Below are 24,580 nucleotides of genomic sequence, written 5' to 3'. Positions count from 1 at the left end.
TTCGTCCCTACATGACCAGCACACTCGCCTACTACAATCAAAACGCGGAAGTCTTCTACGCCAACACCGTGGATGTCGATATGTCGGTTCTACATGACAGATTCTTGTCGACAGTTAGCCCCGGTGGAACTGTCCTTGATGCGGGGTGCGGCTCAGGCCGAGACGCCAAGGCGTTTCTCGAAAGGGGATTTCATGTCACGGCGTTTGATGGGTCCACCGAGCTTGCCCGGCTGGCGTCCGCGCACATTGGCATTCTGGTCCCTGTGCGTAAATTCTCTGAGGTTCAAGAACAGTCCTGTTATGACGGGATATGGGCATGCGCGAGCCTGCTTCACCTGCCGCAGGAAGACATACCGTTTGCCCTGCAGTGCCTCTGGAACGCCCTCAAGCCTGGCGCGACGTTTTACCTAAGCTTTAAACTCGGTGTTGGTGAGCGCATGCAGGACGGCCGCCACTTCACCGATGTCAACGAAGCGCAGCTACATAGTTGGCTATCCACCCTCCCGGATTTTCAACACGCCGAATACTGGCTATCTGCAGACCAACGCCCCGGCCGCTCCGAGCAGTGGCTCAATGCGATCGCGTTTCGCGCAAAGGCCGAGAAGAGCAAGCTGGTCACGGGTGGAGATGATCCATTCCTGCCGCACATCAGCGCAGCGATCAATCACGCCACGGATATCGACATGGCGGTCGCGTTCATCAAAACGACTGGCTTGCGTCTACTGCTGCCGGATCTTCAAAGCGCTCTGACCGGTGATGACACGCGAGAGCTCGCCCCCGCTCGGGTCCGCGTTTTGACCAGTGATTATCTCGACGTTACCGACCCGGAAGCGTTACGCCTGCTTATGCTGCTTCAAGAGCAAGGCGCGCAAGTGAAGGTCTACGAATCCGCTGGTGGCAGTTTTCACCTAAAAGCCTACTTATTCGCTCGTCACGGCGCCGCTGACGGCCTCACTGGCACGGCCTTCATTGGATCAAGCAACATCAGCAGACAGGCGTTGCAGAATGGCTTGGAGTGGAACTACCGCGTGGAATATCCGGGCGACAGCGGCTTTTTGGAAGCGCGCGCCAAATTCGAGGAGCTATTTGCGCATCCCCGCAGCGTCCCGCTAACTGACGCTTGGATCGCGCAATACGAAGCGCGCCGTGTTCCGTTGCCCCGCGCCGTCGCACCAGGCAGCTTGGAGCAAGACCCACCGCCTGAACCAACTCGTGTACAGATCGAAGCCTTAGCGGCGCTATCTGAAACGAGGGACGAGGGCTTTCGACGTGGACTAGTCGTTTTGGCCACCGGCCTCGGTAAAACGTGGCTAGCCGCCTTCGATGCGGAACAATTTGGCGCAAGACGCGTGCTTTTCGTCGCCCATCGCGAAGAGATTCTGAATCAAGCCGCTGCAACGTTCTTGAGAATTCGTCCCCATGCGCGCGTGGGCTATTACGCTGGCCAAACGCGGGATACCGAGGTCGACATCCTTTGCGCATCGGTTCAAACGCTGAGCAAGAACGCCCACCTCGAGCGATTCTCGCCGCACCACTTCGACTACATCGTCATCGATGAATTCCATCACGCCGCTGCGGAAACGTATCGCCGTCTGCTGACGTATTTTTCTCCTCGCTTCCTGCTCGGTCTAACCGCCACGCCAGATCGCTCGGACCAGTCGGACATACTCTCGCTATGCGACGACAATCTCGTTTTCGAGCGCGGTCTGAGCGCAGGCATAAACGCGAACTTACTTGTGCCATTCCATTACTATGGCATTTTCGACGACTCGGTAAACTACAACGAGATTCCCTGGCGCAGTGGGCGCTTCGATCCCGATCAGCTGTCCAACAAACTCGCCACGCTGGCCCGCGCAAAGCATGCGCTGACAGAGTGGCAGCAGCGCAAACAAGCACGGACGTTGGCGTTTTGCGTCTCCGTGGCGCATGCGGAATTCATGGCCGCCCAATTCGGCAAAGCAGGTATCGCGTGCGCCGCCGTATATGCTGGCTCTCCGCTGAGTCGCGCCGATGCGCTGGAGCGTTTAAAAGACGGGCGACTTGCCGTCATCTTTTCCGTTGATTTATTCAACGAAGGCGTCGACTTACCTGAAATCGACACCGTCATGATGTTGCGGCCAACCGAATCGAAAATTCTATTCTTGCAGCAGCTTGGGCGCGGATTGCGCAAGTGCGATGGCAAGGAAAAGCTGGTCATCTTGGATTTCATCGGCAACCACAAGAGCTTCCTGCACAAGCCGCAAGGCTTATTCGAGTTCGACGCGAGCTACAAACGCTTGGCAAAATTCGCACGCGATTACGAAACCGATCAGCTGAAGCTTCCAGAAGGCTGCTACGTCAACTACGACCTGCGTCTCATTGATTTCCTCAAATCGCTCGACAGCGACGGCATCAGGAACGACTACCTGGCAATGCGCGACACCCTTGCTCGCCGCCCAACTCTCGCGGAATTTTATCGAGGTGGCGCCAGCATGCAATCGATGCGCAATGACTACGGCAGCTGGTTCCAGCTCGTGGAAGCAATGGATGACCTCGATGATGACGAGCGAAAAATCACGTCAGCGCATCGCGCCTTTTTCCGCGAAATCGAAACGACGGCCATGATGAAAAGCTTCAAGATGGTGCTGCTCGAAGCGTTTCAAGAATTGGATGGCTGGGGCGGCCCGCCGACCACACAGGCGTTGGCGGCATCTTCCTGGGGCGTGCTGCAACGTCGCCGGAAACTGCTGGCGGACTTGCCGACCGCACAGCGGCAACTACAAGACGGTACGACCAGTGCCTGGCATCGGTACTGGCTCGATAATCCGGTGAATGCTTGGGTCGGCGGTAACCGCGCGAAAAAGAACAATTCATATTTCCGCATTACTGATGGGCTTTTCCAGCCATCGTTCAGTGTCGAGCCTGAGCAGATGCAAAAGTTTGCCCCGATGGTCCAAGAGCTAGTGGATTATCGCCTCGCGAGCTACGAGGTGCGTCTTGTCAGCGAGGACATCCCAGACAATGTCATCCCGATCGGCCCAGCCGCGAAAGCCAGCGACCGTGTTGAGCTTCCCTATTTTCCCAATCTCAAAATCGCCTGCGGCCACTTCAAGACTGGCACAACCGACGCGGAAGAATACCGCGCGCTTGGTCCGACCTACGGCCGCCTAGATCCCGAACGGCATTTCATCGCCCGCGCGTCGGGCAACTCGATGAATGGAGGAAAACACCCCATTCAAGACGGCGACTACCTTCTTTTGGAGTTCATCACCCCCACTCGAGCCGGCGCCATCACGGGCGCGGTGATGGCGATCGAACGGCAAGACGAAACTGGTGAAGGAAACCAATATCTTCTGCGAACGGTCGTCAAATCACCGGAGGGTGGGTATATCCTACGCGCAAACAATCCCGACTATGAGGATTTACCCGCGACCGAAGACATGCGCACTTTGGCCCGGTTGAAGGATGTGATCAACCCGTTGGACCTTGCGATTGGCCAGGCGTTTATGCGCGAAGACATCCCGACGTTGTTCGGCGATGAGTTCAGCGTCGGCAAATGGAATGTCGGCCATATCTCGTTGGCCGGCCAGAAAGCGGCCGTTCTGCTGGTGACGATCAATAAGCAAGGCAAAGCGGCGGATCATCGGTACATGGATCACTGGATCGATGACAATACTTTCCATTGGCAAAGCCAAAACTCGACCACTCCGACCAATAAAAGAGGGCGTGAAATAATTGACCACGAGAAAACAGGTACTGCCATTCATTTGTTTGTACGCGAAAACAAGCTTTCAAATGGAAAAGCAGCGCCATTTTTCTATCATGGCACTGTGCGGTACAGAAGTCATTCGGGAAGTGGTCCGATGAGTGTCGTTTTTGAGAAGGACCGTTAGCCTCAAAGTAAACATCAGCGGCCCCATATCGGGCGTGCAGCTTACAAATCAATTGTCCTACGCTGCAGCACGCGGCGCTGCTCGCGCTATTACCGGTCCACGAACGCCGTCACAAAAATTGACGGCCATGGGCTACGCTCCTACCCCGCCTGTCGTAGAATGGCCTTAATCAACGCTGCTCGCTTGCCTGCCTTCGTAAGCGATCCGCCCCCACCCACATCCGCGGAGGCGAACCGCCCATGCTTCGGCAATTCCTGTGTCTTCTTGCCGCGCTGTTCCTGAGCCAAGCCGCGCATGCCGCGAGCGGTGAGCTGGTCATGATCGCGCCCACCGACCTGACCATGCCGCTGGTGCAGTTCCGCGACGGCAAACTGAGCGGCGGCATCCTGAAAGACCTGGGCGACGCCTTGGCCCAGCGGCTGGGGCGGCAAGCCAGCTACCTGAGCGTGGACGTCGATGGCGTGACGCCCACCCTGACCCAGGGCCGCGCCGATGGCATCTGCTACGTGCTGCCGTTCTGGATCGACGGCGACTACCAGTGGAGCCGGCCGCTGATCCCCGATGCGGAACTGGTGGTGGCGCGCGAGGGCGCGCCGCCGATCCGTTCGCTGGCCGACCTGCGCGACCGCCCCGTCGGCACCGTCACGGGCTACCGCTATCCGCGCGTGGAGCAGGTGCTGGGCCAGCAGTTCTTCCGCACCGAGTCGCCCAATATGGACAAGAACCTGCGCCGGCTGATGGCGGGCGAGGTACAGTACACCATCATGGTCCAGTCCTCCTTGGCCTACCTGACCCGCAACGACAAGACGCTGCGGCTGCGGCCCGACCTGGTGTTCTCCACCTTCAAGGCGCAGTGCGCGTTCTCGCGCAAGTCGACCATCCCGTTCCAGGACATCAACCGCGCCCTCGACGCGCTGGCCGACGACGGCAGCGTGGAGCGGATCCTGGCCCGCTACCGCTGAACTTCCGGCGTGCCCGGCGCGCCCAGCGTGGCGGCCAGCGCCCGCGCCGCGCGCCAGCGGCTGGCCGGAGCCGGGTGGTCTTCGCTGTCGAGATAGGGGCGGCCGCTGGCGCGCATCATCTTGCGGTAGTACAGGGCCAGCCGTTCGGGCGGCCAGCCGGCGCGCGCGGCCAGCAGCAGGCCCGCGTGGTCGGCCTCCGCCTCCTGCGCCAGATTCAGCGGCGCCAGCCTGGCCATCAGCGCCGCGTCGTGGTCGACGGCGTCCACCAGCGCTTCGAACGGACGCCCGGCCCAGGCCGGGTCCAGTACCAGCGCCTGCTCCAGTTCCCGCAAGTTGTGGCGCAGCGCGGCGTGCGCGATCTCATGCGCCAGCAGCATGGCCAGTTCCGCGTCGCTCAATTCCAGCCGTTCCACGTAGGCCTGGCTGACGAGGATCTTGCCGCCGGCCATGCAATCGGCGTCCTGGTCCGGATCGGAGCTGGTGTGGACTTCCCAGCGCCAGCTTGCTGTTTCGGGATAGTCGCGGGCGGCCTGCGCGATCAGGCCGGCCGCCACCCGCCGCACACGGGCCGTAAAGGCGGGCACCGGATCGAGCTGGCCGGCCGCATCGAACACGGCGACCCGGCTGGCGTACATGCCGGCCGCGTGCGCCGCCACTTGCTCCTGCGTGAGCGGCCGCGTCAAAGGCTGCGTCGAAAGTTGCGCCGAAGGCTGCGTCACAGGCTGCGTCACAGGCTGCGTCAACGGCTGCGTCAACGGCTGCGTCAACGGCTGCGCGAGCGATGGTGCGGGCGCGGCGGCGGAAGCGGCCAGCAGCGCCAGCACCGGCGCCGCACGTCGTATCTGCCTCGGAAGGAAAGAACACATGCCAGCCTGCTTGTGGAAACGATATTCGTCCATGTTAGGCCAGTCCCTGCGGCGACTCAATGCCTGAGCGCCTAAGCAATCTTCCATTTCAAAAATAGAACTGATAACATTAAAAAATTAATAACTTATGGAGCATGGCCATGCGCTTGCTGCTGCCCCTGACCTCCCTGCTGCTGGCGACCAACGCCGGCGCCGCCATGACCTACGTCGGCAAACCAGACTGCCTGATCGCCAATCCGCACCCCATCGAGGACGAACAGGCGAGCTGGAGCGGCGGTTGCAAGGATGGCTACGCGGATGGCATGGGCACCCTGAACTGGTCCGTCCGGGGACGCCCGCATGGCGGCTACGAAGGCGTGTTGGTGAAGGGCGTGCCCAACGGCCCAGGCTTCCTGCTGCTGGCCAACGACGCCTCGCTGCAGGGCGATTTCAAAGAGGGCAAGCTGGAGGGCAAGGGCGTCTACACCAACGCCAAGGGCGGCAAGCTCAACGCGACCTTCGTTGCCGGCGTGGCGACCGGTATCGCCGATTACAGTTCCCCGCAGGGCGACACGTACCACGGCGAGTGGCGCGGCAATACCCCCCACGGCCAAGGCAAGATGAGCTACGGCGCCGGCGGCAGTTACGAAGGCGGTTGGGCGAATGGAGAATTCAGCGGCAAAGGGGTGATCACCTACCCGAACGGGGTCGAGGTGACGCGTGAGTTCCATCCGCAGCCACGGCCGCGGGAACCGGTGGAACGGCCAAGCTACGGCGTCCGCCAGGAGCAACCCGACCTCGGCACCAACATCAAGCATGACGCCGCGTATGGCTTCAACGTGCCACCCGGCCTGAGCTACGCGCAACTGTCGCCGGAACAACAGCAACTGGTCAAGCAGCCGTACCATATCCTGCTGGAAGACGACGAGCCGCCCTATCCGATCAAAGGGCCGGAAGCGATCGCCAAGGCGTTCATGGAAATGCACGCCAAGGCCAGGGTGCGCGGCAAATTCCGGATCAATGTGCAGATCGACAGCGACGGCACGCCCCTCAGCGTCGCCGTACTGGAGGCGCCCGAGCCGGAACTGGGCCGTATCGCCGGTTCCGTGCTCATGCTCACCAAGTTCAAACCGGCGCGCTGCGGTGGCAAGCCCTGCGCCATGCGCTATACCTACAACACGGATTTCATCATCAAGCTGTGACGGTACGGCCGCAGCCTTCGCGGCGCGGGGTTAGCACGCCCTGCGCCAGCCAGTGCCGCAGATAGCCGGCCAACGCCGGCACGGCGGCCTCGCCCCGCTGCGCACCGATGTCTTCACATAGCGAGCCGAAGGTGGCGCCTTCGCCTATGCGCGACAGTGCGCCGACCTCGCCCACATCCAGCGAACGGAAATGCGGTTGCTCGCCGTGGCGCCACACCAGCCACGTCACGCTCGTATCGGATGGCGCCGCATCGGGCGGCGTTTGCTCCGCACCCAGCGCCTGCCATAGCGCCACCGCGTTCCAGCGCAACGGCAGCAGGCGTACGGATGGATGCCAGTCCAGCGCCAGCTCATCCAACGCTGACGGCGCCAGTTGCGCCACATCGGCCGCCGTCAGTGGCGCGGCATCGGCCGCGTCGAACGCCAGGCCCAGGGCCCATTCGAAGCGGGCCAGCTCCGCCACCCACGGGTACTCGGGCAAGGCTTGCGCGACATGGTCGGCAAAGACGTCGCCATACCAGCGCAGATTGGGCTGGCGCGAGGGATGGGCGGCCAGGTAACTGTCGGCCAGTTGCGCGAACAGCGCGTCGCCCAGATAGCTCCACGTCTTGTCGTATGCTTCGCACAGCGCCTCGCGCATGCGGACGCGGTAGGCGTTGCGGTAAATCGCCAGCCGCTCCAGCGCGCCCAGCCCGTACTGGCCGGACGGGCCAGACTGGCCACATACAGCGCGCACGATGGAGGGCTGCGCTCCGCCCTGGCCCGATATGTTGGCCGGCGCATCCGGTGACACGTCAGCCGCCATATCATCCGGCGCATCAGGCGGGACATCATTCGGCACATTCTCCAGCACCTCATCGGGCAGGTCTGCCAGCACATAGGCCTGGAACGCGGCCTGGATCTCCGCCAGCCCGTTCATGCCGCCTCCGCTTCGGTCAGCACGGCGGCGGCCAGCTGGCGTGCGCGCCGCAGTTCGGCCGCCAGCTCCGGCAACGGCGGAATGTTATCGTCCCGTTCTATCATGGTGGCCACTGGGCCAAAGCGGCGCAATGCGTCCGCGTACAGCGCCCACACGGGATCGGCCACCGGCTGGTCGTGGGTGTCGATGATGCAGCCGGCTTGCACGCTGTGGCCGGCCAGGTGGATCTGTTGCACCCGCCGCGTGGGCAGCGCGCGCAAATACGCGTGCGGATCGAAACCGTGATTGACGCTGCTGACGTAGACGTTGTTCACGTCCAGCAGAATCAGGCTGTCCGACTGTTCCGCCACGGCCGCCACGAACTCCCATTCGCGCAGCGTGTCGGCCGTGAACGACACATAGCTCGACACGTTCTCCAGCAGGATGGGGCGGCCCAGGTAGTCCTGCACGCGGCGCACATTGCGCACCACGGCGGCCACGGCTTCCTCCGTGTACGGCAGCGGATACAGGTCATGCATGTTCCGGCCGTGCACACCGGTCCAGCACAGGTGGTCCGACACCCACAGCGGTTGCACCCGCTCCACCAGCGCCTTGAGCGCGCGCAGGTAGTCGTCCGACGGCCCTTGCGGCGTGCCCACCGACATCGACACGCCATGCATCACGACTGGATAGTCGCGCCGTACGCGTTCCAGCATGGCCAGCGGCTTGCCGCCGGGGACCATGTAGTTCTCGGACAGGATCTCAAACCAGTCCACGCCCGAGCTGGCGGGACTGCTGCCGATCACGTCGAGGTAGTGGGCGGGACGCAGGCCCAGGCCGAAGCCGGGCGAAGCTTGCAGGCGGATGGCATGGTGCGGGTAGCTCAGGTGGTGGTTGGGGGAGACGGCGCCCGGTGGAGCGAGGCGCCGCCCGCTCGTGCGATGCGATGCTTACTTATCCAGGTCAACGATCTTGCCCTGCTTGGCGAAACACTCGCCGGCCTTGGACTTGAGGAAGCCGTGGCCCTTGCACACGTTCTGGCCCTTGCAGGCGTTTTCCGCCGTGGCGCAATCGCTGGTGCCCTTGCAGCTGTTGATGCCGGCGCAGTGTACGGTGTCGTCGGCGGCGATGGTGCTGGTGGCGGCGACGGCGGCGCCCGACAAGGCCATGGCGGCGACGGCGGCGGCGATCAGGGCGGCGGATTTGGTGGTGATGCGGTTGTTGGTGGTGTTCATGTTGTTCTCCAGGTGGGGTTGAATTGGTGGACACGTTGTCCCATCCCGCCCGGCACTGTCACAACAGTTGGCACCCGGCGTGGACTTGCACCTCTGTCGCCCTACTGCCGCGATTACTTACACATCCAACAAAAAATATTCGTCAAATCAAGGTGCGCGCACGCCAAACGGGCTACACCGCCATGTCCCGGACAATTTTGACTTAGATCAAAGTTTCTGTGGCACCGCAGCAATAGACTGATTGCGTTACTTCAATGAAACAAAGAGAGGAAATACAAATGCAAAAGTCTGCAGCAGCAATCATTCTGGTCTCCCTCGGCATGTTCGCCGGCAACGTGATGGCGGAAGAAAGCCCATGGCTGGTGCGCGCACGCGCCGTGCACCTGGACCCTGCAAACAAATCCGACCCAGTCGGTGGCGTGGGCGCTTCGGACCTCATCCACGTGAGCTCCAAGACCATTCCCGAAGTGGACATCTCCTATTTCTTCACCCGCAACGTGTCGGCCGAACTGGTACTGACCTACCCGCAAAAGCATGACGTGTCCCTGAACGGCACCAACATCGGTACCTTCAAGCACCTGCCGCCAACGCTGCTGGCCCAGTACCACTTCATGCCCGACGCGCAACTGAATCCATACGTCGGCGCTGGTATCAACTACACCAACATCACCAAGGTGGAACTGCTGAACGGCGCCGGTGGCCTGGAGCACAAGAGCTTTGGCCTGGCCCTGCAAGCTGGCGTGGACTACAAGATCGACAAGAACTGGTCGCTCAACTTCGACGTGAAAAAAGTGCAGATCCGCAGCGACGTGTTCGTCAGCGGCGCCAAGGTCAGCAACGTGCAAATCGACCCATGGCTGGTGGGCGTGGGCGTGGGCTACCGCTTCTAAGCAAGCCGGTTCCCCATCCATTCACGCGGCGCCCGCCGCGTGTATCGCCAGCGTCGCCCCCCGGTCATTACCCGGCCGGGCGCGACGCGCTTTTCATTGCGCTTTCCGCTTCGCTTGCCGTTTCGTTTTCTTCTCGCTTCCGCTTCGATCCCGTCTCCGGCCCACCCTGGCCACCCATCCGCGAACGGCACCCATCGCGCGCACCGCATGCGCCGCCTGGGCAGCAAAGGCGCCATCCGCCCGCCCCGCTGCCGCTATAATGGACCCACCTTTTTTGCTACCGACTCCCGCCATGCGCAAGATCCTGCTCGCCACCCTGCCCCTGCTGCTGACGGCCTGCGTCGATGACTCGGCCTCCTATTACGTGGGCGGCCGCGGCAGCAGTCACGCGCTGACCGTCAAGCGGGAACAGGAACACCTGTGGAAGCGCGACGCGGCCGTGTCGCTGATCCTGTCGCGCTTGCCGGACTGCCAGCGCCGCATCACGCTGGGCAGCATGCCGGCCAAGGAAGTGGAAATCGAACTGTTCGGCCTGGGCGAACAAGGGTGGATCCTGCGCGACGGCAACCAGCTGTGGCAGGTGGAGACGCAAACCTGCACCGAGCTGCCGGAACCGAAAAAGGAAGCGGGCGATTTGCTGGGCGTATTCCGGGTGGAAGGCGGCAAGCTGGTGTTCGTGCCGGCCGTGCTCTCGCCGGACGGCGCGCCTGGCGCGGCGGCCGATGGCCAGCCGGAGGCGCAGGCCGATGAAGGCCAGGCGGCGGCCGAACCCGGCGCGGCCGGCGGCGGCGCCCCGGCATCCGGCAAAGCGGCGCAATAACCCGGCGGAAAACAAATGGGGGCGTGACACGATCGTGTCACGCCCCCATGTTCGTTGCTGCCGGTTGATTAGCGCGACAGCGCCACCCGGCGCGCCGGCTTGGCCACGCGCGCGGGGGCTGCTGCCGTGGCGGCGGACCGCACGGCCTCGCCACTGAGCCGGAAGCGCGCCACCATGTCCGCCAGATGGGCCGCCTGTTCCTGCATGCTGCCGGCGGCAGCGGCGGCTTGCTCCACCAGGGCCGCGTTCTGCTGCGTCACGCTATCCATTTCCGTGATCGCCATGTTGACGTGGCCGATGCCGGTGCTCTGCTCGGTCGAGGCGGCCGTGATGTCGCGCATGATGGCCGTCACGCGTGACACGCTGGCCACCACCTGGTCCATCGTGGTGCCGGCCTGGGCCACGAGCGCGCTGCCGGCGTTGATGCTGTCGACGGAATCGTTGATCAGGGTCTTGATCTCCTTGGCCGCCGCCGCGCTGCGCTGGGCCAGGTTGCGCACTTCCGACGCCACCACCGCGAAGCCGCGGCCCTGCTCGCCGGCGCGGGCCGCTTCCACCGCCGCGTTCAGCGCCAGGATGTTGGTCTGGAACGCGATGCCATCGATCACGCTGATGATGTCGACGATGCGGGTGGCCGAGGCGTTGATGGTTTCCATGGTCTGCACCACTTGCGACACCACGCGTCCACCCTGCTCGGCCACGGCCGAGGCCGACTCCACCAGTTCATTGGCCTGCACCGCGTTGCTGGCGTTCTGGTTCACGGTGGAAGTCAGTTCCTCCATCGAGGCGGCCGTCTGTTCCAGCGCGCTGGCCTGCGATTCAGTGCGGGCCGACAAGTCCATATTGCCCGTGGCGATCTCGGCCGAGGCGGTGGCGATCATCTCGGCGCTGTGGCGGATCTCGCCGATGGTGTCGGCCAGTTGATCGCGCATGGCGCGCATGCCGTACAGGATGCTGCCACGGTCGCTGTCGTGGGTGTCCACGGCCGAACTCAGGTCGCCGCTGGCGATGCGGGCCGCTACTTCGCCCGCGTATTCCGGATCGCCACCGATGGTGTGGCGCAGACTGCGGTTGACCACGCTGACGATCAGCGCCAGCACGGCGCACACGGCCAGCAGCACGGCGCCCGAGGCGAGCAAGGAATTGCGGAACGCGGTGTCGATATCGTCCACATACACGCCCGTCAGCAGGTGCCAGTCCCACGGCGCATAGCGGCCCACGCGGCTCAGCTTGGGGACGGGGTCGGCGGCACCGGGACGGGGCCAGTAATAACGCACGAAGCCGCCACCTTCGGCGCTGTTGCCGGCGGCGACGATGTCGTGATAGATGTAATTGCCCTTGGGGTCTTTCAAGCTGCCCATGTCCTTGCCATCCATTTCCGGCTTGATCGGATGCATGACGACGACGGATTTGGAATCGTTGATCGACAGGTAGCCATCGGCGCCGTAACGCATGCTGCGGATCGCGGCCTTGGCCCGGTTTTGCGCCTCTTCCTTGGTCAACGCGCCCGACGCCACCTGGGCGTCGAACCCTTTGACGACACTGAGCGCGCTATCGACGATGTTGCGCAAATCATTGCTGCGTTCCTCCATCCGCACATCGCGCGCGTGAAAAGCGTCGACGATGAAAATCGCCATGATGCACAGCAGGCTGCAAATTAATGGTACCCACAGTTTTTGTTGGAAGGTCAGGCGATTCACGGCGAGCTCCTTTGTTGACAAGGAGAAAGAATACGCCGAAATGGTGCAGAGAGCTATACAGATGGGAACTGTCTGTCATTCATGTTGTTAATTTGCCGTAGAGGTTTTGATAAGGTGAGTGATAACAGCACACTCACCTTGTTGCCATTACGCCATCAGGCGCGCCGCTCGCTGTCGAGCAGGGCCACGGCATGGGCGTTGTAGCGCGCGCCAGCGGCGGCGCCGGCCGGTACCGCCTGCTCCAGCCGCGCCAGATCGGCCGCCGACAGGTGCACGCTGGCCGCGCCCAGCGCCTCGGCCAGCCGGGTGCGGCTGCGCGCCCCCACCAGCGGCACGATATCGCCACCATGCGCGGCCCCTTGCGCGGCCACCCAGGCGATCGCCACCTGGGCCACGGACACGCCCATCTCATCGGCGATGGCGCGCACCTGTTCCACCAGCGCCAGGTTGTGGCGCAGGTTATCGCCCTGGAAGCGGGGACTGTGCTGGCCACGGAAATCGCCCTCGCCGGCACGCTGGGCCGTCCAGTGGCCGCTGATCAGGCCGCGCGACAGCACGCCGTAGGCCGTGATGCCGATGCCCAGCTCGCGGCAGGTCTGCAGGATGCCGTCCTCGATGCCGCGCGAGATCATCGAATACTCGATCTGCAAATCGCTGATGGGGTGCACGGCGTGGGCCCGGCGCAGCGTGTCCGGCCCCACTTCCGACAGGCCGATGTGGCGGATCAGGCCGGCCTTGACCAGCTCGGCCATGGCGCCCACCGTGTCCTCGATGGGCACGGCCGGGTCCAGGCGGGCCGGGCGGTAGATGTCGATGTGCTGCACGCCCAGCCGTTGCAGCGTATAGGCCAGGAAATTCTTCAGCGCCACGGGCCGGTTATCCACCCCGCTCCAGCCGCCCAACGGGTCGCGCAGCGCGCCGAACTTGACGCTGATGACGGCCTGCGCGCGGCGGCCACCGGCCAGCGCCTCGCGCAGCAGCAGCTCGTTGTGGCCCATGCCGTAAAAGTCGCCCGTGTCGAGCAAGGTCACGCCGGCCTCCAGCGCGGCATGGATGGTGGCGATGCTTTCGGCGCGGTCGGCCGGGCCATACAGGTCCGACATGCCCATCAGGCCCAGGCCCAGTTGCGACACTTGCGGTCCGGTACGGCCAAGTTGACGTGTTTGCATGTGATTCTCCAGTTCGGTGTGGGGCGCCGCCAGGATGGGAGCGCGATGGCGCCATTATGCTATTATCGACTTGCACAATAAATGTGCAAAAATACATAACTTTATTCGAGAAAAATTAATAATCATGGACCAGCTGAAAGCCATGCACATCTTCAAGGCCGTGGCCGACAGCAAGAGTTTCACGCTGGCGGCCCAGCAGCTGGACTTGCCCAAGCCCACCGTGACCAACGCCGTGCAAGCGATCGAACAGCAACTGGGGGTGCGTCTGCTGCAACGCACCACGCGCAAGGTCAGCCTGACCGTGGAAGGCGCGCTGTACCTGGACCGCTGCGGCGCGCTGCTCAACGACCTGGACGACCTGAACGGCCTGTTCCTGGGCGACGGCCGCCAGCCGGCCGGCAGCCTGCGGGTGGATTTGCCGGAGCGTCTCGCCCACCAGGTGGTGATCCCGGCGCTACCCGATTTCTTCCAGCGCTATCCCGAGATCCAGGTCAAGCTCGGTTCGCGCGACCGCTACGCCGACCTGGTGGGCGAAGGCATCGACTGCGCCGTGCGGGCCGGCGTGCTGCGCGACTCCACGCTGGTGGCGCGCAAGGTGACGGACATGGAACAGATCAACGTGGGCGCGCCCGCCTACCTGGACCGCCACGGCCGGCCCCGCACGCTGGCCGACCTGCGCCAGCACTGGGCCGTCAATTTCTTTTCCAGCCAGACCGGACGCGATCTGGACTGGGAATACGTGGATGGCGAAGGCGTGCCGCGCACGCTTGCCATGCGCAGCCAGGTGTCGGTCAGCGGTACGGAAGCCTACCTGGAAAGCTGCCGCGCCGGCCTGGGCCTGATCCAGTCGCCCCGGCTCGGCATGCTGGACTTGCTGGCGGCAGGTGAACTGGAGGAAGTGCTGCCCGCCTACCGGCCCGCGCCGCTGCCGCTCAACATCGTGTATGCCCACAACCGCCACCTGTCGCCTCGGGTGCGGGTGTTTGTCGACTGGCTGGCTGATGTGCTGTTGCAGCATTCTGTGTCAAAATAAGCCATTCTTCCGCCAACCGCATTCTTCCCCATGACATTTCACCCCTACGCGGCGTTGCTGGCGCTGTGCGCGTGCGCCGCCGCCGGCGCCGCCCCCACCGCCGCGCCGCTCCACGTCGACACCGACGCCATGCTGTCCCAGATCACCACGCTCGCCTCGGACGAGTTCGAAGGCCGCGCGCCGGGCAGCCATGGCGAAACGCTCACCATCGACTACCTGCAACAACAACTGAAGAAACTGGGCCTGGAACCGGGCAACCCGGACGGCACTTATCTGCAAGCCGTGCCCATGGTGGGCATTTCCACCCATCCCACGCTCAGCTACCGGGCTGGCGCCGGCGCGCCCGTCAAGCTGGCCTATCCGGAGCAGTTCGTGGCCTGGAGCGCGCGCACGGAAAAGCAGCTCAACGTGGCCGATTCGGACCTGGTGTTCGTCGGCTACGGCATCACGGCGCCGCAATACCAGTGGGACGACTACAAAGGCGTGGACCTGCACGGCAAGACGCTGGTGGTGCTGATCAACGATCCGCCGCTGCCCGACCCCAAGCATCCGAAACAGCTCGACGCCAGCCAGTTCGGCGGCAAGGCGCTCACCTGGTACGGGCGCTGGAACTACAAGTTCGAGATGGCGGCCAAGCTGGGCGCGGCCGCCGTGCTGATCGTGCACGACACCAAGCCGGCCGGCTATCCCTACGAAGTGGTGCGCGCCAGCCTGGCGCGGGAAGTGTTCACCATCAAGAGCAAGGGGCCCAACCCCGCGTTTCCGCCGCTGGCCGGCTGGCTGCCGCTGGAACAGGCGCGCGCCATGTTCAAGGCCGGCGGCCAGGACTTCGACCAGTTGCAGCGCGGCGCCTTGTCGCGCGACTTCAAGCCGGTGGCGCTGGGCGTGAAAGTGAGCCTGAGCGCGCAGAACTCGTGGCGTGAGGTAGCGTCCAACAACGTGGTGGCCAAGGTCACCGGCTCGGACCCGGCGCTCAAGAATGAAGTCGTGCTCTACAGCGCGCACTGGGACCATTTCGGCATCGACACGACGCTGCCGGGGCCGCGCACCCAGCAGATCTTCCACGGCGCGCGCGACAACGCCTCGGGCGTGGCCGCCCTGCTGGCCGTGGCCAAGGCCTACAAGGCGCTGCCCACGGCGCCCAAGCGCAGCATCGTGTTCCTGTTTACCACCGGCGAGGAACGGGGCCTGCTGGGCGCGCAATACTACGCGCGCAATCCGCTCTACCCGCTCAACAAGACCGTGCTCGACCTGAACGTGGACGGCATCAACCTGTGGGGCCGCACGCGCGACGTGGAACTGGTGGGCATGGGCCGCAGCGATGCCGAGGAGGTGGTGGTCAGCGCCGCCAAGGCCCAGGGGCGCACCGTGCATGGCGAGATCAATCCCGAGCTGGGCACCTACTTCCGCAACGACCAGCTGGAATTCGCGCGCGCCGGCGTGCCGGCCCTGATCCTGCGCGGCGGCGCGCAATACACGGGCGCGGGCGCGGCGGCGGCGCTGGCCAAGCGCCAGGCTTACACAGCCAACCAATACCACACCGTGCACGACGTGGTGGAAGCGGACTGGGATTTGCGCGGCGCGGCGCAGGATATCGCGCTGTTGTACGAAGTGGGCCACCAGGTGGCGCAAGGCGGCACCACCCCGCAATGGAAACCGGGCGCCGAATTCAAGGCCGCGCGCGAGCAATCGCTGGCGGCGCGGCCGAAATAAACCCATCCGGCGCCAGCAAAAAAAATCAGGGACGGACCCCGATTTGCGCGAGCGCAAATCGGGGTCCGTCCCTGATTTTTTGGGCGTGTCAGTCGCGCGCCAGCGCCAGGAATTCCGTGCGCAGCGCCAGGTTGGGCTGCAACTCGCCCAGCATGGCCGAGGTGATGGTTTCCTCGCCCGGCGTGCGGATGCCGCGGCTTTCCATGCACATGTGGCGGCACTTGACGACCACCCCCACCGCCTTCGGTTCCAGCACTTCCATCAGCGCGTTGGCGATCTGGATCGTCATCCGCTCCTGCACTTGCAGCCGCTTGGCGAAGCAGTCCACGAGACGGGTCAGCTTGGACAGGCCGACGATCTTGCCATTGGGCAGGTAGCCGACCGTGGCTTTGCCGAAGAACGGCGCCAGGTGGTGTTCGCAATGGCTGTAGACGGGGATATTCTTCACCACGATCAGCTCGTTGTACTGCTCGGCGCCATCCTCGAACGCTTTCAGCAGCGCGACCGGGTCTTGCTCGTAGCCCGAGGTCCAGTGTTTCCAGGCCTTGGCCACCCGGTGCGGGGTTTCGGCCAGGCCGGGACGGTCCGGATCCTCGCCCAGCGAACTGAGCAGGCGACGCCAGTCTTGTTCCGTGAAAGCTTCTTCTTTAGACATGATGATGTAAGACCATAAAAATAACGATTGCCGCCAGTATATAGAAAATGCGGGCGGAGGATCGGCTGACGGCGCGGCAAGCCGCGCGCCGCGCCGTCAGCGCCCCGGCGGCCGGTGGGCGTTGATCAGGGCGGCCGCGACCGACACGGTGATGGGCATCTCGGGCCACGCGTCATCCGGGCCGAACCAGCGCGCGTCGGCGATCTCGGCGGGATCGACCCGGATCTCGCCGTCCAGGTAATCTGCCGTGAAGGCCACCATCAGCGAGTGGGGGAACGGCCAGGGCTGGCTGGCGAAGTAGCGCAGGTTATGCACCCGCAAGCCGACCTCCTCGTACACTTCGCGGTGCACCGCTTCCTCGATCGATTCGCCCGCCTCCAGGAAGCCGGCCAGCGCCGTGTAGCGCTGGTAGGGCGAATTGGCGTGCATGGCCAGCAACACCTGCTCGCCCTTGCGGATCAGCACCATCATGGCCGGCGAGATGCGCGGGTAGGCGCTCATGCCGCAGGCCGGGCACTGGTAGCAGCGCTCGCCCGCCACATGCTGCATGGGCGTGGCGCAGGCGCCGCAAAAGCGGTGGGTACGGGCCCATTCGGCCAGTTGCACAGCCCGCCCCGCCACGCCGAGAAAACCGTCGTCGCACACGCCAAACAGGGCGCGCAGGCTGTGCCAGCCGTATTCCGGCCCCGGCACGGCATCGCTGTCGGTCCAGGCCGTCTGGTAGTACTGGCCGTCCAGCATACCGACCGGGTGGATGCGCTCGGGCGCCAGCGCCAACGGGCCGAGCGCGGCAGCGGGCGGCAACGACAAATCGCTGTTGCACAAAAGCAACTGCCCGCGATACACTAGGAAGGTCCAGGGTGCGGCATCGGCTGGCGGGCGGAGCAGGGGAATGAAGGCGGCAGGGGTGCGGAGCATGGGGCCATGGGTGCGTCATCGATAACGGTGTCCATCTTACCGTGTTTCAAAATTGCTCACACGGCGACGCCCACGCGCTCGCGCCGGCCCCCGCCATCGTGGGCCCAATGCGCCCCCCGGCCGCCCCGAGAAAACCGCCGACCTGCTGCTGTTTTGGTTTAGAATGATCTGCGCATGTCTCTGGGGCAAGCGTCTCGCCGGCCGGTTGGATGAGGCCGGTGTCGGCCACTGGCGAACCGTTGCACAACGATTGAACGATGACAAATACATCCAAACTGAGCCCACCGGCTCTTCTCCAAGCGTTTACCGCCGCTTTGCGCAATAGTGACCATGTACGCACCGCCGAGCTGGCCACCCAGCTGGCCCGCACCGGTGCCTTGCCGATCACGGACCTGTTCAACCTCACCCAGCAATGGACCGAGCAAGGCCACCCCGCCCAGTCAGTGGCGCTGTTCCAGTTGTGGTTGGCCCACACCGAGACGCCGGCAAAGTACGCGGTGTTGTTCAATCTGGGCGTCACGCTCGCCAATTTGCAAGACCTCGACGGCGCCGAGGCGGCCTACCGTAGCGCGCTCGAACTCAAGCCCGATTTCATCGAAGGCTTGCTGAACCTGGGGACCCTGCTCGAACGCAAGGGCGACCCGCGCGGCGCGCTGACGCAGTGGAACAGCGTCACCGCGATCGCCAAACCGGACGAGCCGGCCCACCAGGCGTTCTACCAGCAGGCGCTGAACAACCTGGGACGGTTGCTGGAAATTCTCAAGCAGTATCCGGAAGCGGAAGATATGCTGACCCGCAGCCTGCTGGTCGACCCGGCCCAACCCAAGGTGATCACCCACCTGATCCATTTGCGCCAGAAACAATGTAAATGGCCGATCTACGCGGAAATCCCTGGCGTCACCTCGCAGGCGATGCGGGCCCACACCTCGGCGCTGGCCGTGCTGAGCGCGTCGGGCGACCCGCAAGTGCAGCTGGACGCGGCGCGCCGCTTCGTGGCCGAAAACGTCATCACGCCGACCACGCCGCTGGCGCCGGCCGATGGCTACCGGCACGACCGTCTGCGCATCGGCTACCTGTCATCGGACCTGCAGTCGCACGCGGTCTCGATCCTGACGGCCGAGCTGTATGAATTGCATGACCGCAGCCGGACCGAAGTGTATGCATTCTCCTGGAGCAAGGAAGATGGGACACCGCTGCGGGCGCGCGTGGTGCGTGCCATGGATCACTACATCCCCATCGCCCACATGAGCGACGAACAGGCCGCGCGCTGCATCCGCGAGCATGAAATCGACGTCCTGATCGACCTGCACGGCCTCACGGCCGGCACCCGGCCCAACATCCTGTCCTGGCGCCCGGCGCCCGTGCAAGTGACCTACCTGGGCTTCCCCGGCCCGACCGCGTTGCCCTGCATCGACTATGTGCTGGCCGACCGCTTCGTGTTGCCGCCCGACCTGGCCGCCTATTTCGTCGAACGGCCGCTGTATCTGCCCGACACCTTCCAGATCAACGACCGCCAGCGCGAAATCGGCCCGCGCCCCACGCGCGCCGCGTGCGGGCTGCCCGAGGACGCCTTCGTCTACTGTTCCTTCAACAACAATTTCAAGATCACGGAAACCATCTTCGCGTGCTGGATGCGGATCCTGCAGCGCACGCCAGGCAGCGTGCTGTGGCTGGTGGCCGACCACCAGGTGGTGCGCGACAACCTGCGCGCCAGCGCCCAGCGCGCCGGCGTGGATCCGGAACGCTTGTATTTCGCGGGGCGCGTGGGGCCGACCGAATACCTGGCCCGCTACCAGGTGGCCGACCTGTTCCTCGACACCGACACCTTCAACGCCGGCACCACCGGCAGCGACGCCCTGTGGGCCGGACTGCCGCTGCTGACCTGCGCCGGCCAGACCTTCTCCTCGCGCATGGCCGGCAGCCTGCTGCTGGCGGCCGGCTTGCCGGAGCTGGTGACCCACAACCTGGCCGACTACGAGGAACTGGCGGTGCAGCTGGGCCGCCAGCCATCCCTGCTGGCCACGCTCAAGCAGCGCCTGGCCGACAATCGCCTGAGCTGTCCCTTGTTCGACAGTCCGCGCCTCGTGCGCAACCTGGAAGACCAACTGGAAAGAATCGCCATGCACCCGACGCAGGAAATCAAGCAAACCCCGATCAACGACGTGCATAACGCCGACGTCTACAACTTCATGCGCAAGGATTACGGCGGCGTGGTGGAAGTGGGCTCCAGCAGCGGCGCGCTGGCGCGTGTCTACCGCGACGCCAACCCCGGCTGCAGCTACGTCGGCATCGAGATCGACGCCGACTACGCCGACGCCTCGCGCCGCCATTGCACGGAAGTCATACTGGGCAACGTCGAAAAGCTGTCGGACGACACCATCAACCGCATAGGCAAAGATGCCCAGTGCTGGGTGTTCGCCGACGCGCTGGAACATTTGTACGACCCATGGCAGCTGCTGCGCCGCATCAAGCACGCCTCCGGCGCCGGCACCGAAGTCGTGGCCTGCATTCCAAACGCGCAATACTGGGGCTTGCAGGCGCACCTGAACGGCGGCAAGTTCATCTACCAGGATTCCGGCATCCTCGACCGCACCCACATCCGCTGGCTGACGCGCCTGACCATCATCGACCTGTTCCAGGCCAACGGCTACCGGGTCGAGAACATGATCGCCCGTATCCTGACCCGGCCCAGCGCCGCCATGGAGGCGGCGCTGCGCCAGATGGCCCTGGCCAGCGGCAACGACCCCGACCTGGCCGTGCAGGACGCCACCGCCTTCCAGTACGTCGTCAAAGCCGTCGCCACCGCATAAGGATGCCCCATGGCCGATGCCGTTCACCTCTTCCATATCGCCTATTCGGAGCAGACCCTGGCCCAGGTGCCGCCCGGCTACCAGCCGCTCGACAACCTGAACAGTCCGCACAACGATTGGCGCGAGTACTGGCCGATCCGCAATTACCTGCTCGATCACGCGCTCGATGACGATGCCTGGTATGGCTTCTTCTCGCCCCGCTTTGCCCAGAAGACGGGGTTGAGCGCGGCCCAGGTGACGGCCTTCGTGCAAGCCAACGCGGCCCGCGCCGACGTGGTCACCTTCAGCCCGCAAGCCGACATGGGCGCCTTCTTCCTCAACGTGTTCGAGCAGGAAGAAGTGTTTTCGCCCGGCTTCATCGGCGCCGCCGAAGCGTTCCTGGCCGAGGTCGGCCAGCCGCTGGCGCTGGGCACGCTGGTGATGGATACGCGCCAGGTCGTGTTCAGCAATTACTTCGTGGCGCGGCCGGCCTTCTGGCGCGCCTGGCTGGTGCTGAACGAAGCCCTGTTCGCCCTGTGCGAAGGGCCGGCCAGCGACTTGCAGCGGCAACTGACCCAGGCGACCAACTACCCCGGCGCCGTGCAGCGCAAGGTGTTCCTGATGGAGCGCATCGTCTCGCTGCTGCTGACCGTCAACCCGGCATGGCGGGTGGCCGCCTACAACACCTTCGACTGCGCCTGGTCGGGCACGCCGCTCAACCAGTTCAAGCTCGAAGCCGTGCTCAGCGATGCGCTCAAGATCGCCATGCGCGAGCAGGGCTACCACCAGTACCGCGAAGCTTACGCCACGCTGCGCGACAAGCTGCGCCATCCCGCCGCCGCCGCCGACGCCACCTGATCGCCCCCCATGGAAAACCTGATCCTCATCCTGCACAGCGACGATATCGGGCCGGCGCTTCAGATCGCCGCCCCCCTCGACAGCTACCGGGTGGTCACCTTCGATCCCACCCTGCTCGACCGCATCCGGCACGCCGGCCTGGCGCGCGCGGAACTGATCGCCTGGCCCGACGCCCCCTCGTTCAACGACATGGACCGCGCCGCGCACCGCCAGGCCACTGCATTTGAACAGCGGCTGGACCCGCTCATCGCACGCCTCGCGCCCGGCCTCTCGATCGCCGGCTGGCAGCATTACAATCTGTATTTCCTGTTCATGACGCTGGGCTGGAACCAGGCAATCTGGCCTGCCATGGCCGCCCATTTCAGCCACTGCAAGCTGCACGTGCTGGTCTGCGATACGCCGCTGGCCTACTATTTCAATTCCTTCCTGCCCAGCGCCATGCTGCTCGATTACTGCCGCCAGCACGGCGTGGAGCTGGCGCCGTTCACCTACCCGCCCAAGGAGGCGCCGCAACGGCAGGTGCCGGCGCTGAGCGAGATCCGTCCCGCCGGCGAACGCCACCTGCTGCTGACGCACTTGCCGACCTGCATGTACGACATCGGGTACTTCAATGCGGAACTGGCGGCCAGTGGCAAGCAGGTGGTGAATCTGAAGGGCCGTTACTTCAACATGCCGGTGGTGGCGCATGAAACCATCGAGACGGCATCCCAGGACGCGCTGCTGGGGCTGCTGCCGCCGGCGTGGCAGGCAGCCTTGCCGGAGTTGCAAAGCCTGCTGACGGCCGAGATCGACGCCATGCTGCAAGCCTACCCGCTGCTGCCGCATTTTCGCCGCCGCCAGGCCGAGCACGTGGCGCAAGTCTATTGCGACCAGCTGGTGACGCAGGCGCTGCTGGAGCGACATTTCCAGCACAGCAAGCCGGAACGGCTGCTGCTGGCCGACCACGACACCGACTTCCACGGGCCGCTGCTGGCGTTCGCGCAACGCCACCAGTTGCCGGTCCTGTATGTGCCGCACTCGAAGACCACCTCGGACATCTTCTTCGACTATGGCAACCTGCTGTGCCTGACCCACCCGATCCAGGGCGACGTGATCCTGCGGCCGGATGGGCGGCGCGCGGCCCAGGCCAGCCTGGCGTTTCCGGAACAGCTGCAGTTCGCCACCGCGCCGCGCAAGCCGCTGGCCCGGGTCGGCATCCTGCTGCAGGCCGTGTCGTTGAATGGGATTTATGCCACCGACTTGCCGGCCTATATCGCGGGCCTGCGCCAGATGGTGGCCTGGTGCCGTGAGCACCAGCTGGAATTCACGCTGCGCTGCAAGCCGGCCTATTTCCTGATCAGCATGCTGGAACAGGAACTGGGGCTGGAGCGCGACATGTTGATGAGCGCGGTGCAAATACCGATGAGCGACTATGCGGTCAGCTGCGACCTGTGCCTGATGTACGACGCGCCGACGTCGGCCGAACTGGAATTCCTCAACCGCGGTATCCCCTTGCTCAACCCGGTGGTCAAGGACATGAGCAATGTGGAAGCGATGGTGGCCGATCCGGACATCATCCCGCGCGCCAGCGTGGCGCAAACGCTGAGGACCGCCACCACGCTGCTGCGCGATCCGGTGGCGCTGGATCATTTCCGCCGCCGTCAATTCACGGCCTACCTGTCGGCCTACCGCGATGCCCAGCCGCTGCGGGCCTTCCTGGATGGCCCGGCCGGCGGCGGCCGGCCAGGCTGAACCCGCGGCACCGGCGGGCGCGCCGCACTGGCGTACCCGCCCGTGCCTGGCGGCGCCCGGCGGCGCTTTACGTGCGCAGGTAGCGCGCCTGCTCGGCCTGCGTCAGGTGCACCTCGCCGTAGGCCGATGAGCCGCCCCAGATGTTATCCTTGTGCCACTTGCCATTCTCGATCCACCATACGCGTGGATCGCGGAAGCGGTCGGCGGTACGCCAGAACTCTTCCTCGCTCATGTCCACATAGTCCAGCCAGTACTGCAGGTCGCCCGACACCACGTGATCGTACTTGCGCACCATCTCGACCGCTTCCTCGCGCGTCATATAGCCGGTACGCACATCCTTCGAACCATGGTCGGAGCCGCGGCCATAACCGAATTTCACGAACTTGAGCAGATCGTGGATGCCATTCTCGTAGCGGTCGTCGAGGTTGGAGGCGCGCCGGTAGGTGCGCTCGAACGGGGTGGCCGACTCCTTCCAGCCATACAGGTCTTTCATGAGCTGGGTGTGCTTGTACGGGTCCCATTTGAAGAAGTTACCGATATACAGGCCGCGCACGCCGGTCTTCAGGATATCGTCATCATTCGGATACTTGGCCCACATCAGGTCGTTCTCCTTCAACGGCTCCTGCGGGTCGTTCAGCATGTCGTACCATTCGAAGCCGCGCAAGCCATGCTCGTGGCGCACCCGGGCCGAGAATTCGACGAAATCGTTCGGGTCATACATGCCCGAAATATCCCAGGCGATCTCGCCCCACACCATCAGCGGCACATTGAAGCGCACCGCCATCTGGATCGGCAGCGAGAAAATGCCGCAGTGGCCATGCCAGTTCATGTCGCCCATCTTGCGGAAGCACAGACGGTTCAACTTTTTCAACACCTCGACGCTGGGGCCCATCACCAGGTGATCGCAATTGAACACTTCGCGCATGCGGTCGCGGTTGTAATTGCCCTCGGGCAGATAATTGTTGCCGTGGTAGGTCACCAGCAGCGGCTTGAGGCCGTATTCGACCGCCATGATATGGGTCTGCCAGTAACTGTCCTTGCCGCCGCTGACCGGCACGATGCAGTCGTAGTCGCTGTCGGGCTTATGCTTGCGCAATTCCTCGATCTTGCGTTCAAACAGATTCTTGCGCTGGGCCCAGAATTCCGGCGTCAACTCTTCGAACGCCTCGGCCGTATGACAGGCGCTGCAGATCCCGTCGTCATCGACCGCCAGATTGACGGCGACAAAGGGGTAGGTGCAGCGGCTGCAGTATTGCATCCGACGATAATTACTCATCATGACTCCATAGG

The 24,580-nt window shown here is 64.2% G+C and carries 19 protein-coding genes; 10 read left to right on the top strand and 9 right to left on the bottom strand.

What is annotated here, in order from left to right:
• The first annotated feature begins 11 nt into the window (after window positions 1-11).
• Window positions 12-3,872 (top strand): DUF3427 domain-containing protein, encoded by a 3,861-nt coding sequence (locus H3H39_RS03520; RefSeq protein WP_182151880.1) that lies wholly within the window; start codon window positions 12-14, stop codon window positions 3,870-3,872.
• A 239-nt stretch (window positions 3,873-4,111) separates the two neighbouring features.
• Window positions 4,112-4,834, top strand: coding sequence for a substrate-binding periplasmic protein (locus H3H39_RS03515; RefSeq protein ID WP_182151879.1), 723 nt, complete (start codon window positions 4,112-4,114; stop codon window positions 4,832-4,834).
• Here H3H39_RS03515 and H3H39_RS03510 read toward each other — a convergent pair.
• Complete coding sequence (locus H3H39_RS03510; RefSeq protein ID WP_182151877.1) at window positions 4,825-5,700, bottom strand: M48 family metalloprotease; 876 nt, start codon at window positions 5,698-5,700, stop codon at window positions 4,825-4,827. The two genes, H3H39_RS03515 and H3H39_RS03510, sit on opposite strands and share 10 nt — an antisense overlap.
• 140 nt (window positions 5,701-5,840) lie before the next feature.
• On the opposite strand from H3H39_RS03510, the gene H3H39_RS03505 reads away from it, so the two are divergent.
• Complete coding sequence (locus tag H3H39_RS03505; protein WP_182151875.1) at window positions 5,841-6,881, top strand: energy transducer TonB; 1,041 nt, start codon at window positions 5,841-5,843, stop codon at window positions 6,879-6,881.
• Here H3H39_RS03505 and H3H39_RS03500 read toward each other — a convergent pair.
• The 3 genes from H3H39_RS03500 to bufA2 all read right to left on the bottom strand — a co-directional run bounded on the left by H3H39_RS03500 (window position 6,871) and on the right by bufA2 (window position 9,014).
• Complete coding sequence (locus tag H3H39_RS03500) at window positions 6,871-7,800, bottom strand: HvfC/BufC family peptide modification chaperone (protein ID WP_182151874.1); 930 nt, start codon at window positions 7,798-7,800, stop codon at window positions 6,871-6,873. The genes H3H39_RS03505 and H3H39_RS03500 overlap by 11 nt on opposite strands.
• Entirely contained in the window at window positions 7,797-8,645 is an 849-nt protein-coding gene (bufB, locus tag H3H39_RS03495) for an MNIO family bufferin maturase (protein WP_182151970.1), read from the bottom strand. The genes H3H39_RS03500 and bufB overlap by 4 nt, the downstream gene beginning before the upstream one ends.
• Before the next feature lie 84 nt (window positions 8,646-8,729).
• Window positions 8,730-9,014: a BufA2 family periplasmic bufferin-type metallophore gene (gene bufA2 / locus H3H39_RS03490; RefSeq protein WP_182151872.1), complete on the bottom strand. Its 285-nt coding sequence runs from the start codon at window positions 9,012-9,014 to the stop codon at window positions 8,730-8,732.
• A gap of 278 nt (window positions 9,015-9,292) precedes the next feature.
• Here bufA2 and H3H39_RS03485 point away from each other — a divergent pair, with 278 nt between their 5' ends.
• Both H3H39_RS03485 and H3H39_RS03480 read left to right on the top strand, forming a co-directional pair.
• A complete protein-coding gene (locus H3H39_RS03485) occupies window positions 9,293-9,904 on the top strand; it encodes an OmpW/AlkL family protein (RefSeq protein WP_182151871.1) in 612 nt (203 codons plus the stop codon).
• Window positions 9,905-10,178: 274 nt separating this feature from the next.
• Entirely contained in the window at window positions 10,179-10,724 is a 546-nt protein-coding gene (locus tag H3H39_RS03480; protein WP_182151869.1) for a hypothetical protein, read from the top strand.
• 68 nt (window positions 10,725-10,792) lie between these two features.
• Here the strand turns inward: H3H39_RS03480 and H3H39_RS03475 are convergent, their stop codons facing one another.
• Window positions 10,793-12,424 carry a methyl-accepting chemotaxis protein gene (locus H3H39_RS03475; RefSeq protein ID WP_182151867.1) on the bottom strand — a complete coding sequence of 544 codons (1,632 nt, stop codon included), beginning with the start codon at window positions 12,422-12,424 and terminating at the stop codon, window positions 10,793-10,795.
• A 155-nt stretch (window positions 12,425-12,579) separates the two neighbouring features.
• Window positions 12,580-13,593: an aldo/keto reductase gene (locus H3H39_RS03470; protein WP_182151865.1), complete on the bottom strand. Its 1,014-nt coding sequence runs from the start codon at window positions 13,591-13,593 to the stop codon at window positions 12,580-12,582.
• A 124-nt stretch (window positions 13,594-13,717) separates the two neighbouring features.
• Between H3H39_RS03470 and H3H39_RS03465 the strand changes: the two genes are divergently transcribed.
• Together H3H39_RS03465 and H3H39_RS03460 are read left to right on the top strand one after the other, a co-directional pair.
• Window positions 13,718-14,626 (top strand): LysR family transcriptional regulator, encoded by a 909-nt coding sequence (locus tag H3H39_RS03465; RefSeq protein WP_182151864.1) that lies wholly within the window; start codon window positions 13,718-13,720, stop codon window positions 14,624-14,626.
• A gap of 30 nt (window positions 14,627-14,656) precedes the next feature.
• Window positions 14,657-16,339 carry a M20/M25/M40 family metallo-hydrolase gene (locus tag H3H39_RS03460; protein WP_182151863.1) on the top strand — a complete coding sequence of 561 codons (1,683 nt, stop codon included), beginning with the start codon at window positions 14,657-14,659 and terminating at the stop codon, window positions 16,337-16,339.
• An 88-nt stretch (window positions 16,340-16,427) separates the two neighbouring features.
• On the opposite strand, the gene folE is transcribed toward H3H39_RS03460, so the two are convergent.
• Together folE and nudC are read right to left on the bottom strand one after the other, a co-directional pair.
• Complete coding sequence (gene folE / locus H3H39_RS03455; protein WP_182151861.1) at window positions 16,428-16,994, bottom strand: GTP cyclohydrolase I FolE; 567 nt, start codon at window positions 16,992-16,994, stop codon at window positions 16,428-16,430.
• A gap of 96 nt (window positions 16,995-17,090) precedes the next feature.
• On the bottom strand, window positions 17,091-17,912 hold the full coding sequence (gene nudC, locus H3H39_RS03450) for an NAD(+) diphosphatase (RefSeq protein WP_182151859.1): 822 nt from the start codon (window positions 17,910-17,912) through the stop codon (window positions 17,091-17,093).
• 257 nt (window positions 17,913-18,169) lie between these two features.
• Here nudC and H3H39_RS03445 point away from each other — a divergent pair, with 257 nt between their 5' ends.
• Genes H3H39_RS03445 through H3H39_RS03435 form a run of 3 tightly spaced genes read left to right on the top strand, consistent with a single transcriptional unit; the run spans window position 18,170 to window position 23,290 of the window.
• Window positions 18,170-20,722, top strand: a complete 2,553-nt coding sequence (locus tag H3H39_RS03445) for an O-linked N-acetylglucosamine transferase family protein (protein ID WP_182151857.1) — start codon at window positions 18,170-18,172, stop codon at window positions 20,720-20,722.
• A gap of 9 nt (window positions 20,723-20,731) precedes the next feature.
• A complete protein-coding gene (locus H3H39_RS03440) occupies window positions 20,732-21,559 on the top strand; it encodes a hypothetical protein (protein ID WP_182151855.1) in 828 nt (275 codons plus the stop codon).
• A 9-nt stretch (window positions 21,560-21,568) separates the two neighbouring features.
• Window positions 21,569-23,290 (top strand): hypothetical protein, encoded by a 1,722-nt coding sequence (locus H3H39_RS03435; RefSeq protein ID WP_182151853.1) that lies wholly within the window; start codon window positions 21,569-21,571, stop codon window positions 23,288-23,290.
• Window positions 23,291-23,357: 67 nt separating this feature from the next.
• Here H3H39_RS03435 and H3H39_RS03430 read toward each other — a convergent pair whose 3' ends face one another.
• Window positions 23,358-24,566 carry an N-acetyl sugar amidotransferase gene (locus H3H39_RS03430; protein WP_182151851.1) on the bottom strand — a complete coding sequence of 403 codons (1,209 nt, stop codon included), beginning with the start codon at window positions 24,564-24,566 and terminating at the stop codon, window positions 23,358-23,360.
• Window positions 24,567-24,580: the final 14 nt, after the last annotated feature.

The organism is Rugamonas apoptosis (genome assembly GCF_014042355.1).
Lineage (GTDB): Bacteria > Pseudomonadota > Gammaproteobacteria > Burkholderiales > Burkholderiaceae_D > Rugamonas > Rugamonas apoptosis.
Note: the sequence above shows the minus strand (reverse complement) of the source record. Positions and strands in the feature narration are given on the sequence as shown.

Excerpts from the sequence above, each read along its gene's own strand:
- H3H39_RS03520 (WP_182151880.1), top strand. The coding sequence starts at position 12 with ATGACCAGCACACTCGCCTACTACAATCAAAACGCGGAAGTCTTCTAC.
- H3H39_RS03515 (WP_182151879.1), top strand. The coding sequence starts at position 4,112 with ATGCTTCGGCAATTCCTGTGTCTTCTTGCCGCGCTGTTCCTGAGCCAA.
- H3H39_RS03510 (WP_182151877.1), bottom strand. The coding sequence starts at position 5,700 with ATGTGTTCTTTCCTTCCGAGGCAGATACGACGTGCGGCGCCGGTGCTG.
- H3H39_RS03505 (WP_182151875.1), top strand. The coding sequence starts at position 5,841 with ATGCGCTTGCTGCTGCCCCTGACCTCCCTGCTGCTGGCGACCAACGCC.
- H3H39_RS03500 (WP_182151874.1), bottom strand. The coding sequence starts at position 7,800 with ATGAACGGGCTGGCGGAGATCCAGGCCGCGTTCCAGGCCTATGTGCTG.
- bufA2 (WP_182151872.1), bottom strand. The coding sequence starts at position 9,014 with ATGAACACCACCAACAACCGCATCACCACCAAATCCGCCGCCCTGATC.
- H3H39_RS03485 (WP_182151871.1), top strand. The coding sequence starts at position 9,293 with ATGCAAAAGTCTGCAGCAGCAATCATTCTGGTCTCCCTCGGCATGTTC.
- H3H39_RS03470 (WP_182151865.1), bottom strand. The coding sequence starts at position 13,593 with ATGCAAACACGTCAACTTGGCCGTACCGGACCGCAAGTGTCGCAACTG.
- H3H39_RS03465 (WP_182151864.1), top strand. The coding sequence starts at position 13,718 with ATGGACCAGCTGAAAGCCATGCACATCTTCAAGGCCGTGGCCGACAGC.
- H3H39_RS03460 (WP_182151863.1), top strand. The coding sequence starts at position 14,657 with ATGACATTTCACCCCTACGCGGCGTTGCTGGCGCTGTGCGCGTGCGCC.
- folE (WP_182151861.1), bottom strand. The coding sequence starts at position 16,994 with ATGTCTAAAGAAGAAGCTTTCACGGAACAAGACTGGCGTCGCCTGCTC.
- nudC (WP_182151859.1), bottom strand. The coding sequence starts at position 17,912 with ATGCTCCGCACCCCTGCCGCCTTCATTCCCCTGCTCCGCCCGCCAGCC.
- H3H39_RS03445 (WP_182151857.1), top strand. The coding sequence starts at position 18,170 with ATGACAAATACATCCAAACTGAGCCCACCGGCTCTTCTCCAAGCGTTT.
- H3H39_RS03440 (WP_182151855.1), top strand. The coding sequence starts at position 20,732 with ATGGCCGATGCCGTTCACCTCTTCCATATCGCCTATTCGGAGCAGACC.
- H3H39_RS03435 (WP_182151853.1), top strand. The coding sequence starts at position 21,569 with ATGGAAAACCTGATCCTCATCCTGCACAGCGACGATATCGGGCCGGCG.
- H3H39_RS03430 (WP_182151851.1), bottom strand. The coding sequence starts at position 24,566 with ATGAGTAATTATCGTCGGATGCAATACTGCAGCCGCTGCACCTACCCC.